The sequence below is a fragment of the Klebsiella sp. GG_Kp146 genome, assembly GCF_040061975.1.
GTDB lineage: Bacteria > Pseudomonadota > Gammaproteobacteria > Enterobacterales > Enterobacteriaceae > Klebsiella > Klebsiella quasipneumoniae.
On sequence record NZ_JBEAHA010000007.1, the window covers coordinates 54,456 to 66,817 of the forward strand.

General features: G+C 60.3%; 12 protein-coding genes and 1 pseudogene. 10 read left to right on the plus strand and 3 right to left on the minus strand.

The genetic code is table 11. The features are described 5' to 3' along the window. Positions 1-2 precede the first annotated feature (2 nt). The 9 genes from ABLU95_RS09085 to ABLU95_RS09125 all read left to right on the plus strand — a co-directional run bounded on the left by ABLU95_RS09085 (position 3) and on the right by ABLU95_RS09125 (position 8,547). Positions 3-386: a VOC family protein gene (locus tag ABLU95_RS09085; protein ID WP_032453134.1), complete on the plus strand. Its 384-nt coding sequence runs from the start codon at positions 3-5 to the stop codon at positions 384-386. A gap of 31 nt (positions 387-417) precedes the next feature. After that, positions 418-1,101, plus strand: coding sequence for a CatA-like O-acetyltransferase, family 1 (locus ABLU95_RS09090; RefSeq protein ID WP_241516431.1), 684 nt, complete (start codon positions 418-420; stop codon positions 1,099-1,101). Positions 1,102-1,443: 342 nt separating this feature from the next. Then, positions 1,444-3,147, plus strand: a complete 1,704-nt coding sequence (locus ABLU95_RS09095; protein WP_241516432.1) for an ABC transporter substrate-binding protein — start codon at positions 1,444-1,446, stop codon at positions 3,145-3,147. 44 nt (positions 3,148-3,191) lie between these two features. Then, entirely contained in the window at positions 3,192-4,151 is a 960-nt protein-coding gene (locus tag ABLU95_RS09100; protein WP_008804589.1) for an ABC transporter permease, read from the plus strand. Next, positions 4,148-5,098 (plus strand): oligopeptide ABC transporter permease, encoded by a 951-nt coding sequence (gene opp4C, locus ABLU95_RS09105; RefSeq protein ID WP_101978566.1) that lies wholly within the window; start codon positions 4,148-4,150, stop codon positions 5,096-5,098. The genes ABLU95_RS09100 and opp4C overlap by 4 nt, the downstream gene beginning before the upstream one ends. Further along, positions 5,095-6,075 (plus strand): ABC transporter ATP-binding protein, encoded by a 981-nt coding sequence (locus ABLU95_RS09110; protein WP_348879278.1) that lies wholly within the window; start codon positions 5,095-5,097, stop codon positions 6,073-6,075. Before opp4C ends, ABLU95_RS09110 begins: the two co-directional genes overlap by 4 nt. Further along, positions 6,072-7,043: an oligopeptide/dipeptide ABC transporter ATP-binding protein gene (locus ABLU95_RS09115; protein WP_277475896.1), complete on the plus strand. Its 972-nt coding sequence runs from the start codon at positions 6,072-6,074 to the stop codon at positions 7,041-7,043. The genes ABLU95_RS09110 and ABLU95_RS09115 overlap by 4 nt, the downstream gene beginning before the upstream one ends. Positions 7,044-7,410: 367 nt before the next feature. Further along, the gene (locus tag ABLU95_RS09120; RefSeq protein WP_044523602.1) at positions 7,411-7,941 is read left to right on the plus strand and encodes an anti-virulence regulator CigR family protein; all 531 of its coding nucleotides are present in this window, start codon (positions 7,411-7,413) and stop codon (positions 7,939-7,941) included. A 117-nt stretch (positions 7,942-8,058) separates the two neighbouring features. Then, a complete protein-coding gene (locus tag ABLU95_RS09125) occupies positions 8,059-8,547 on the plus strand; it encodes a DinB family protein (RefSeq protein WP_262963192.1) in 489 nt (162 codons plus the stop codon). Positions 8,548-8,555: 8 nt separating this feature from the next. Here the strand turns inward: ABLU95_RS09125 and ABLU95_RS09130 are convergent, their stop codons facing one another. From ABLU95_RS09130 to ABLU95_RS09140, 3 genes and pseudogenes are all read right to left on the minus strand, one after another. After that, positions 8,556-9,359, minus strand: coding sequence for a LuxR C-terminal-related transcriptional regulator (locus ABLU95_RS09130; RefSeq protein WP_348879309.1), 804 nt, complete (start codon positions 9,357-9,359; stop codon positions 8,556-8,558). Positions 9,360-9,515: 156 nt separating this feature from the next. Further along, positions 9,516-9,629, minus strand: a pseudogene (locus ABLU95_RS09135) (LuxR family transcriptional regulator); the annotation flags it as partial. Positions 9,630-9,788: 159 nt separating this feature from the next. After that, positions 9,789-11,321, minus strand: a complete 1,533-nt coding sequence (locus ABLU95_RS09140) for an MFS transporter (protein ID WP_348879280.1) — start codon at positions 11,319-11,321, stop codon at positions 9,789-9,791. Between the two features lie 120 nt (positions 11,322-11,441). Between ABLU95_RS09140 and ABLU95_RS09145 the strand changes: the two genes are divergently transcribed. Continuing rightward, complete coding sequence (locus tag ABLU95_RS09145; protein WP_065805038.1) at positions 11,442-12,359, plus strand: LysR family transcriptional regulator; 918 nt, start codon at positions 11,442-11,444, stop codon at positions 12,357-12,359. The last annotated feature ends 3 nt before the right edge of the window (positions 12,360-12,362 follow it).

Consider the following 12,362-nt stretch of genomic DNA (forward strand, 5'->3'; position numbering starts at 1 on the left):
CCATGAAAATTGCCCATTTCGCCCTGTGGACCCAACGGCTTGAGGCTCAGGCCCGCTTCTGGGTCGAGTTCTTTGCCGCCAGCATCAATGAAAAATACCTCAGCCAGACCAATCCCGGCTTTGCCTCCTATTTTGTCACCATCGACGACGAGGTGGTGATCGAGCTGATGACCAAGCCTGGCCTGCAGCAGGCCAGCGCCGATAATAACCATACCGGCTGGGCGCACCTGGCCCTCTCGGTGGGCGGCGCAGAACAGGTCGATGCCCTTGCCCAGCGCGCCGGCGCGGCGGGAATACTGGTTTCACCGCCGCGCACCACCGGCGACGGCTATTATGAGGCGGTGATCGCCGATCCCGATGGCAACCTGATTGAAATCGTCGCATAGTCAGCAGACCGCCAGCCATAAGGAGGCATCCATGGCACATTACCGGATCATCGACACCGCGGCCTGGCCCCGCCGGGACCATTTCACCTTTTACCGACAATTTGCCAACCCCAGCTTTAATCTCTGCGTTCCGATAGAGGCGCAGCGCCTGTACGAATGTGCGAAGGACCGTCGGGTCTCGTTTTTTCAGCTCACGCTCTATGCCCTGCTGCGCGCGGCCAACGGGGTACCGCAGCTCCGACAGCGCATGCGCAATGGCGAGGTGATTGAATATGACAGTCTGGCGGTCATGACGCCGGTGATGACCGTCGAGGAGGGCTTCCGCCAGGTATGGTGCGACAACGCTCCCGAGTTCACCACCTTCAGCGCCGCGGCAACGCCAAAGATCGTCGCGGCAAGAGAGACATCGCCTGCGCCGCTCATCGTCGATGGCGAACATTTTATCTGCGCCAGCTGTCTGCCGTGGCTCCACTTCACCTCGATGACCCATGCGGAATACGCGGTGGGCGCCGCGGTTCCGGCGCTCACCTGGGGGAAACTGCAGAACGGCGTGATCCCGGTGGCCGGGCGATTTAACCATGCCTTCGTCGACGGTCTCCACGCCAGCCGCTTTTATGCCCTCATCGAAGAGGGGTTTCGCGACCCCGAGCGGCTCTGGCAGCCGCTAGCCGCAACCGCCCCCTCACTGCTTCCCCCTGCGGCGAAGGAGCGTTAACGTCTGCCCGGAACCGACCGTCACGGTGCCTTACGCCGTACACGGCGGTCGGTACGGGTTCACTTTCATCGTTCTCGCCCAGCCGGCGAATACCGCGCAGGTGTGACGCCTGTTCAGAACCTCGCGATGGAAAGGCTGGGTCGCGGACAGCATGTTGCCTCCCTCATCGCACAGCGGAAACCACTGCTTCATAGCCATAGAATGGGATTATATTGCCGATCCTTTGCTAAGGATAATTGGTTATAAATCATAGCGTTTCAGTGTTAGACAGGGCGAAGTGCGCCTCTTATCTTTCGTCATGAATTGTAAATCACCACGCAATCACTTGATGAGGTAGCACTTTTGTCCAGATTACAACAAGGATTAAAAACCAGAAAAACCCGCTTTGCCCTGGCGCTAAAAGTGGCCCTGCTCGGCGGCGTGGTAGCATTTTCTTCTGCCATCTTTGCTGAGGGTCTCCTGAAAGAAGGTATCACCCCGGCCGCCGACGCCAGTCAGATCCCGGCCAGCGCTAAGCTGCGCAAGGACACGGTAGTGGCCGGGATCTCCGAGCCGCAGGGGATCTTCAACCCCTACTTTTTCGTCAACGGCTGGGATGAGAACGTCACTAACGTCATTTTTTCACGCCTAATCGACTGGGACAGCCAGGGCAAGCTGGTCCCGGGGCTGGCGGAGAGCTGGACGGTCAGCCCGGACAATAAAGTCTATACCATCAAATTGCGCCCTGGCCTGACCTTCAGCGACGGTTCACCGCTGACGGCGGAAGATGTCGCCTTTACCCTGACGGTCCTGCTCGACCCCAAATATGATGGCGATACCGACATCACTCTGGCCAATATCGCCGGCGGCGCAGAATACAAAGCCGGCAAGGCTGACCGCGTCAGCGGCCTGAAGGTCATCGACCCGCTCACCCTGCAGGTAACCACCACCCAGCCAGGCGCCACCACGCTGGCCAAAATTGGCGGGCCGGTGTTGTCGAAAGCCTGGTACGGCAAAGGATATCAGCGGGGAAATCTCGACTATCTGCGCTCACTGCACGGCAAGCCGCTGGGCAACGGCCCTTACGTGTACGATACCTATATTCCCGGTCAGGAAATTCGCTTCCATGCCAATAGCCACTTTTACCGTGGGACGCCGCCAACGCCGCGCTTTATCTATCGCGTAACCAATCCGTCGACCAACTTCCAGCTGTTCCAGACCGGGGAGACCGACTACGACGCCTTTACCTCTCGTCCTGACGATATCGAACAGCTGAAGATGCTCGGCTTCGCCAACATTAACCTTTACGGCTCCAGCGACTACAGCCAGGTGGAATTCAACGTTCATCGCCCGGCGCTGCAGGATAAGCGGGTGCGCCAGGCGCTGATTTACGGCCTGGACCGGCAAAAGCTGATCGACGTGGTCTATCAGGGATACGGCAAAGTCGCCATCGAGCCGATCGCCCCTATCTCCTGGGCCTTTAACGCAGAAGGCGTCAATCCTTACCCTTACGATCCGGCGCAGGCGAAAAAGCTGCTGGATGAGGCCGGCTGGAAAGCTGGCGCCGACGGTATCCGCGTCAAAGAGGGCCAGCGTCTGGAGCTGACCCTGCTGGTGAGCAAGAAGGTGCTCAACGATGCGTTGATCCCCATCGCCAAAGAGAACTGGCGGCAGATCGGCGTGCTGCTTAAGCCGCAGGTGGTGGATTTCAACGCCCTGATGGCGCAGCGCAAAGCCGGAAATTACGATCTGGCCTCGTTCAGCACCAGCACCCTCAACGACCCGCACGATGGGGTATGGGATTTCTACAGCAGCGAAGCGAAAGCGTCCGGCTACCACAACGCGGAGGTCGATAAGCTGATAAACGCCGGCAACGCGGTGCTCGACATCGAACAGCGCAAGCCGATCTATCACCAGCTGTACAAAGTGCTGGCCGACGATCCACCGGTGATCCTGCTCGGCTATCGCAATATTCTTTCCGCCAGCAGCGCCCGCGTCACCGGCTTTAAACCGGATATCTTCAACGGCCTGACCGGCAGCCTGCCGGATGTGAAAATCGTCAAGTAAATCCCCTGGCCGCCGGGTTAACCGGCGGCTGATGCGAGATCGTCATGAAAAATTTCATCCTGAGGCGCCTGCTGCAAACGCTGCCGATGCTGCTGCTGGCCTCGTTCATTATTTTTATGCTGTTTGCCAAAACCCCCGGCGACTTTATCGATGGCAATATCACCCTGACCGCCGCCCGCGCCGCGGAGCTGAAGGCGATCTATGGCCTCGACCAGCCGCTGTTCACCCGCTATCTCCACTGGCTGGGACAGCTGCTGCGCGGCGATTTAGGCTTTTCGCTGCAGTATCAGATCCCGGTCAGCCAGCTGCTCAACCAGTACATCTGGAACTCTTTTCTGCTGGCCAGCGTCGCGCTGGTCTTTTACTGGGGCATTGGCCTGGCGGTCGGCGTGGTGTCAGCCCTGCGACCCGGCTCCTGGTTTGATCATCTGGTGAGCGTCGCGGTGTTTGCCGCCATGTCGTTCCCCACCTTTTTCCTCTGCCTGCTGCTGATTAAATGGTTTGCCGTCGATCTCCACTGGCTGCCGGTAGGCGGGATGACCAATACCGGCAGCGACGAGAGCGGCTGGCAGTATGTGCTGCAGGTGGCGGCCCACCTGGCGCTGCCGGTGCTGGCGCTGGTGATGCTGCAGGCGGGCAGCCTGACGCGCTATGTGCGCGCCAGTATGCTCGACGTGGTGAAAATGGATTTTATCCGTACCGCCCGCGCCAAGGGGTTGCAGGAGCGCACGGTGATCCTCAAACATGCGCTGCGCAACGCCCTGCTGCCGATCATCACCCTGCTGGGCTTCGAGCTGCCGGGGCTGTTCTCCGGGGCGATCATTACCGAAAAGGTATTCAACTGGCCGGGGGCGGGCCACATCCATATCGACTCGCTGGCCGCCCGCGACTATCCGGTGCTGATGGGGTTCACCCTGTTTCTGGCGGTGCTGACGATCGTCGGTAATTTGCTCGCCGACGTGCTGTACGCCTGGGCCGATCCGCGTATTCGGGTGAGGTCATGATGATTCTGTCTTACTTTGCTACCCGTCGTCGCCAGCGGCAGGCGGCTATCCCGGCGCTGGCGCACATTACCCCCTCTCCCTGGCGCCAGGGGTGGCGACAGCTGCGCCGTAACCGGCTGGCCATGTTCTGCCTGTTCCTGCTGGCGGTCATGGCGGTGTGGTGCGCGCTGGGGCCCGTCTGGTCGCCGTGGAAAGAGGATGCCACCGACGCCCTGAGCATCAACCACCCGCCCGGTGCCGAACACTGGCTGGGGACCGATTTCCTCGGCCGTGATGTTTACACCCGCCTGCTGCTGGCCGGGCGCATCTCGCTGATTATCGGTCTGCTGACCATGGTGATGTCGGTGTTCCTGGGCTATCTGCTCGGCGCTCTCTCGGGGTATGTCGGCGGGTTAACCGACAGAGTGATCATGCGCGTGGCCGACCTGGTGATGACCATCCCCGGATTGCCGCTGTTGATCGTCGCCGGGGCGATGCTTTCCGAGCTCGATTTTTCTCCGGACTCGCGCATCTATATGGTGGTGGTGATGCTCAGCCTGCTGGAGTGGCCCCGACTGGCGCGGCTGGTGCGCGGACAATGTCTCTCCCTGCGCGAACGCGATTTTATGCTGGCCACCCAGGTGCTGGGCCTGTCGGCGCGTCGCCGGCTGTTTGGCCACCTGCTGCCGAATACCATTCCGATTCTGATGGTGATGGCGACCATGGCTGTCGCCAACGCCATTCTCAGCGAATCCGCGCTGAGCTATCTCGGCCTCGGCGTGGTGCCGCCGACGCCGTCGTGGGGCAATATGATGGACGCCGCCAATAGCCTGATCGATTTCCAGCGCCGTCCCTGGCTGTGGATGCCGCCAGGGATCGCCATCTTTATTACCGTGATCGCCATTAACGTGCTGGGCGATGGCCTGCGCGACGCCATGGATCCCAATATGAAACCGAGGCTGAAATGAGCATACCGTTAGTCTCCTTTAATCATCTCTCCGTCTCTTTCGCTGGCGAACGCCATCGCGTGCGCGCGGTGCAGGACGTCTCTTTCACGATTCAGGCCGGGCAAACCGTTGGCGTGGTGGGCGAGTCCGGCTGCGGCAAAAGCGTCACCGCGATGGCGCTGATGGGCCTCCTGCCGCCGCAGGCCGCGCGCATCGACGGCGGCGAGATCCGTTTCGCGGACCGCGATCTGCTGCGGGTAAAAGCCAGACAGATGGCCGACCTGCGCGGCCACCAGCTGGCAATGATCTTTCAGGAACCGATGTCGGCCCTGAACCCGGTGTTGACCATCGGAGAGCAGCTGTGCGAACCAGCGATCCGCCACCTCGGCGCCTCGCCGAAAGCCGCCTGGCAGCAGGCTACCCGGCTGCTCAGCGAGGTCGGCCTGGCGCGCGGCGACAGCCTGATGGTCAGCTATCCCCACCAGCTTTCCGGCGGCATGCTGCAGCGGGTGATGATCGCCATGGCGCTGAGCTGTCAGCCCAAACTGCTGATTGCCGACGAACCCACCACCGCGCTTGACGTCACCGTGCAGGCGCAGATCCTGCGCCTGCTGCGGGACCGGGCGCGGGCCAGCCAGATGGCGATGATGCTGATTACCCACGACCTGGGGGTGATCGCGCAGATGGCCGAGCAGGTAGTGGTGATGTATGCCGGACGGATTGTGGAACAGGGCGCCACCGCGGAGGTATTACGCCATCCGCAGCACCCTTACACGCGTGGGCTCATCGCCTCCCGCCCGGTGCCGGGCGAGCGGCGTCGGCGGCTGTACTCGATTCCCGGCCAGGTGCCGGACCTGGCCGCCCTGCCGACGGGCTGCGCCTTTGCCGGGCGCTGCGAGCGGGCGACACCGCGCTGCCGGGAGGCGATTCCGCCGCTGCTCGGCGAGCGCCAGCGGGCCGCCTGCTTTTACAGTGAATTTGCGGAGGCGACAGCATGAGCGAACGCTATGTTATTGAAGTGGATGGATTGAAAAAATATTTTCCGCTGCGCGACGGCCTGTTTGGCCAACAGACCGGCGAGCTTCGCGCGGTGGACGGCGTCAGCTTTAACATCCGTCCGGGCACCATTTTTGGCCTGGTGGGCGAGTCCGGCAGCGGGAAAACCACCGTCGGCCGAACCCTGCTTGGCCTGTACGAGAAGAGCGCCGGCAGCGTGAAATTTCACGGTCAGGAGCTGGCCGACCTGACCGCGCCTGCCCTGCGCGCTATTCGGCCGAGGATGCAGCTGGTATTTCAGGATCCCTACAGCTCGCTGAACCCGCGGCTGCGCATTGGCGAGGCGATAGGCGAAGCTATGCTGCAGCACAAGCTTTGCGCCCGCGATGAGCTGTATGACCGGGTGATCGACGTGATGAAGATCTGCGGCCTGGCGCCGGAACACTACGCCCGCTTCCCGCATCAGTTTTCCGGCGGCCAGCGCCAGCGGATCGGTATTGCCCGGGCGCTGATCCTCAACCCGGATTTTATCGTCGCCGATGAGCCCATCTCGGCCCTCGATGTGTCCATTCAGGCGCAGATCATCAATTTGTTTTCCGACCTGCGCGACGACCGCGGCGTCACGTTTCTGTTTATCTCCCACGACCTCGGGGTGGTGGAGCATCTATGTGACGATGTGGCGGTGATGTATCTCGGGCAACTGGTGGAAAGCGCCAGCCGCGATGCGCTGTTCAGCCGCCCCCTCCACCCCTACACCCGAGCGCTTCTGGCCGCGGTGCCGACCCTCGACCCGCACAGCGAACCGCAGACGCTGGTGCAAGGCGAGATCCCGGATCCGGTCAATCCTCCCGCCGGCTGCCGTTTTTCATCCCGTTGCCCGCAGGTCGGCGAGCGGTGCCGCAGAGAAGCGCCGGCGCTGCGCGAGGTGGCCCCTGGCCATCGGGTCGCCTGCCATTGGATCGCGTCCTGAGCGCGGTCGGCGTGGTTATTTATTTCTAAACAAGCGGCCGATTGTGCGCAGCGGCGCCAGGATTTACTATCCGCTCCGTCTTGTGAGACGCGTTATGAATGAAGCGTAATATTTTTATTCATTTGTGCCCGATGGCTTCGGGCATTTTTTTGCGACACGCCCGGGAGCGATCCTGCCGGCGACACATTTAGCGGGGCGCGGTCGCCCGTCTGTCAAAACGCAGCAATGGAACTGCTCGTCCGCGCCCCGCTATCCCTTTGTGACCTTCCCGTGAAAACCCGGCAAAAAATAAGACTATATGAGATTGCCTGGGGCATAGCTTTATCTTATTTTTTAAGCGTGTACTCCACATTAAGGAATCAAGATCATGCTTAAGCGTCGCACTATTAAAACAGCACTGGCGGCGGTTATTTCTCTCGCCGTCATGGCGGCTCCGGCCTATGCCAACCCGGGTAACGGCAATGGCAATGGCGGCGGTGGTAATCACGGGAACAGTGGTAACCATGGCAATAGCGGCAATCATGGTAACAGCGGTAACAGCGGCGACCATGGCAATAAAGGACAAAATAAAGGTCAGTCCAATGACGATCATGGCAACCGCAAAAACTACGGCAAGCCCGACCACGTCGACAGCGATATTAGCTTCTCACGGGCGCGCTCCCTTGCGGTGAACTACGGTCTGGTCGGCTATCAGGCGCTGCCTCCGGGTATCGCCAAAAATGTCGCCCGCGGCAAACCGTTACCTCCGGGTATCGCGAAAAAGACCCTGCCAGCTTCTATGATTAACGACCTGCCCTATTATCCGGGCTATGAATGGCGCGCGGTCGGCGATGACCTGGTGCTGGTCGCCCTGAGCACCGCCATCGTTACCGCCGTGATTAACGGTGTGTTTGACTAAATCACCTGCTGATTAAAAAGCCTCGCCCCGGCGAGGCTTTTTTGTGCCTGGCGCGGGAGAGTGACAACTCGCTGGCATCATCGCTAAGATAGTGGCTCAACCAACCCGGGACCGACAATGGACAAAGACACCGTAGTGACGCTGTTGAAATACAAGCGCTGGATTGACCTTGCCACCTTGCAGGCGATCCGCGCGATAGACGGTACAGTACATGGCGAAAAGCGTCACCTGACCCTCAGACTGATGAACCATATCCATGTCGTTGACATGATTTTCCGGGCGAATCTGCGCGGCAAGACGCACGGTTACACCGCGCTGAATACCCCCGAGACGCCAACCATTGATGAGCTGGAAACGGCCATGACCGCCTGTACGGACGAATACATTCAGTACGTCAGCGCCATGACGCCCGCCGATTTCCACGAACGTATCGCCTTCAAATTTGTCGACGGCGGCGACGGCAATATGACCGCGATGGAGATGCTCAACCACATGCTCTTTCACGGCGCCTATCACCGCGGCGCGGTGGGCTGGATGATTGGCGAATGCGGCGGCGTGCCGCCGAAAGAGGTGCTGACCGTTTTCCTGCGCGACCATCATTCCTGAGCAAGCTGTCAGCCGTGGATCGCGCGGATGATCAGCAACAGTTCTGCCTGATTACGGGTGTGGGTTTTCCGGTACAGGGCGCTGAGGTGGGTTCTGATGGTGGCGATTGATACGCCCAGATGTAAGGCGCACTCATCCGGCGTCATGCCCCGCACCAGCAGCTCCGCCACTGCGTTCTCGGCAGGCTTGACGTTAAACAGCTCCATCACGGCGCTACCGGTGAGAAACGGCTCAGGAATAATCACGCAGGCCACCCCGGCAAGGCGGGCCGCCGGGATCACGAGGATCGGTTTCAGCTGGCGCCCGGCGGTATAGCACAGCCCTGCCCTTGGCGGCTCTGCCGTTCGGGTGGCCTGCTCGATAGCCCGTTTCAGTTTTTTGCTGTCGGTATTAAGGCACAGCGTATCGCCCCCGCTGTACCAGGAGAGGCGGGCGTTGGCGCGCAGGTAGCGTTCGGCATGCGCGCTGGCGTAGAGAATGTTACCGCCATGATCCACCAGCCATACCGGGTAGATCCCATTGTCCATTACCGCGCTCTGGTATTTTATGGTGTCCCGCAGCTGTTCAAACCGGGCGTGTAGCTGGCAGGCGGTTTTTAGCGCCGGGATCAGGCGCCTGAACAGTTCAAACTGCGCCAGCTGCGGGTAAGCCGCCGTATTGGCCGTCATCAGTGACAGATAGGTGGCATAGCCATTGAGGGTGCACAGCTTGACGCTGGTAAGATTATTCAGATCGTTGGGGTGATGAAACTCATTGTAATAGACGCTGCCGGCAATAAACTTATCGCCTAAATACTCGCGGTCCCGGTACATCTGCCCGACCGGTAACGCGGTCAGTATTTTTTCGGCGGGATCGATGGCCAGAAACACGTCGCGATAGGCGGTGAAAACCTTCTCCTCCAGCAGGAGTGAATCGGTCAACAGGTGCGCATTGCCTTTATCGTAGAACAGAAATGCCGCGTACTGATGGCCGGTGAGGAACGCCAGTTTCTGCAGCGCCGATTTCCACAAATCAGGATCCAGGGTGGCCATCAGCATCGTTTCAAGGATCTCGATGTAAATCAGTTCCGGATCGCTCGCCATACCGCCACCTGTGAGTCACTGTTTCCGCTGCCGGAGCGGCGCATGTGGCCGCCCTAATCAGCATAGTTCCGCCAGAGAAACAATGACAGTCCCGGTTCGCTGAGCAGACCGGAAAAGACGATTATCGGGAGCGTGACGCCAATGCACCGTCATGGGGGTTCAGGATCCGCTGTTGCGGGTCTGGATAGCGCCCCCCTTGCGGCATAGCGTTCGCCAGACCATCAGGGCGCACAGCAGGGTGACGACCGCCAGCCCGCTAAACAGTACCGTATAAGCCGTGTCATAGCTCTCGCGCAGCGCCCGAAGGGAAAAGTCAGGCAAAAGCGCTGCCGCCTGCGGCATATTACCGGCCCCCAGCCAGCCTGCGGCGCGGCGAATCACCTCGGGCGCATACCCGTGAACGCGACTCTGCAGAGTCAGGTTATTGCTTGCCGTTAATACCGCGGTGACGACCGCCAGGGCGATCCCCTCGCCGGCAACGCGAACGGTGTTGAACAGGCCTGCCGCCATACCGGCTTTGGCGACCGGCACTGCGGATATCGCCAGGCCATCCATCAATCCCCAGGGAAGCGCCGCCCCCGCCCCGCACAGGATCAGCGCCAGCACCAGCTGCGGGAGGTGGTGGCTGTGAAAAGCATCACCCAGCAACAGCAACCCGACGGAGGCAATCATCAGCCCCCCCGTGGCCACCTGCCCCGGTGAAAACCAGCGGGTGAGCAGGGCCGCAAGGGATGGGAAAATCAGCATCGGCGCGGTCAGCGCCATCAGATACAGCGCGCTCTGCGACTCACTCATCCCCTCTCCGCCCATAAAATGCAGTGGAACGATAATCAGCAGGACAACGTAGCAACAGCAGGTGGCGACAGGCAGCAACAGTACGCCGACAAAACGCGGATGGCGCAGCAGGGAGAGTTCCAGCACCGGGTTATTCACTCTTCGGCAGCGCACGGCAAACGCGACGAACAGTCCCCCCGATACGATGAACAAGGCCAGCGTGGTCAGCGATAAAAAACCGCGGGCCGGAATGACCATCAGCGATGCAGTGAACAGCATCAGGGCCAGCGTAAACAGGGTTAAGCCGAGATTGTCGGGTGTCCGCGGCTCGCTTTTTTTTGCCGCGGGCAGACAGGCCAGACCGAGAAACAGAACCATCGCCGAGAGCAGCGCAAACAGGGCGTATACGCCGCGCCAGCCCACCGCGTCGGTCATGAAGCCGATCAGCAGCGGACCGAACGCCAGGCCGGCGCCGAACACCGTGCCCAGGATGCTGAATGCCCGCGTCCGCTGAGCGCCGTCATACAGCTGGGCCAGCGCCGCACTGCCGCTGGCTAAAATCATCGCCGCGGCCAGACCTTGCAGAGCCCTCAGCACGCCTGACAGGAAGAGATCGTGCGTCAGGCAAAACAGCAGACTGCTCAGGCAAAACAGCGCGGCGCCAGCGAGAAAGATGCGTTTTCTGTCAATGGCATCCGCGGTCACGCCTGCGGCCAGCAAAAAGCTGCCGAAGGTCAGCATAAAGCCATTGGTCAGCCACGACAGCGCAGCGGGAGAGCCGCCCAGCGACTGCTGTATCGCCGGGGTGGTCATGACGCCGCCGGTAAAACTTAACGGCAGCAGCATGGCCGCCATAAAGACAGAAAGCGCGGCCAGGGCGCTGGCGGATCGGGAATGTGTTCTGGCGGTGAGTAACATCAGGCGGCCCTCATCTGTCGGCAAGGAAGGAATGAATAAACTGCCGCCATCCTATTGCGGATGTTAATGCCGATAAATAGACTGAAAATATCTTCTTAAGAGACATAAGGTGTATAATCGATGGACAGCCTCACCTCGCTAACGTCCTTTGTCCGCACCGCCGAAACGCTAAGCTTTGTTCAGGCCGCCAGGCTGCTGGGCATTTCAGCCTCGGCGGTGGGTAAGAATGTCGCCCGGCTTGAGCATAAGCTGGGGGTCCGGCTGTTTAACCGCAGCACCAGAAACGTCAGCCTGACGGCGGAGGGAGCAGCGTTTCTGACCCGCTGCCAGAGTATCCTGGAGCAGATCCAGGAGGCCGAGTCTGAGCTGACGAGCAGTCTCTCACAGCCCTCCGGCAAATTGAGAATTTCACTGCCTGTCATCGGCTACCGCCTGCTGCTCCCTGCCCTCACCGCCTTTAGCCGTCTTTATCCGCAGGTTGAACTGGATCTCGATTTTAGTGACCGGCTGGTCAATCTGATCGATGAGGGATTTGATATCGCTATCCGCAGCGGTGAACTAGCGGACTCCCGCTTGATCGCCAGAAAGCTGGGGGGTTTTCGTTTTGTGCTCTGCGCCAGCCCGGCATATCTGGCGGAATACGGCGTTCCCGGCTCGCCAGCGGAATTGGCGGCGCACAAGTGCATTTTTTTTCGCTTCCCTTCGACGGGGCTGATCCAGCCCTGGGAACTGCGCGATATGCGGCTGACGGGGGATTTCAGGGCCGCTTCCGTGATGAGGGTCAATAACATTGAGGCAGCCATTCGCTTAAGCGCGGCGGGGATGGGTATCGCCTATGTCCCTGATTTTGTTGTGCGTGAGGCCATCAATGAGGGACACCTGCAGGAGGTGTTGCCCGGCTGTTGCGTCAAGGATGGGCATTTCTCCGTCCTGTGGCCTGCCAGCCGCTACCTGTCGCCGCGAATACGCTGTTTTATCGATTTTATGGCTGCGGCAGAGATACCCTTGTCGCCCGCATCGACAATACCGACCTCCTGAAAA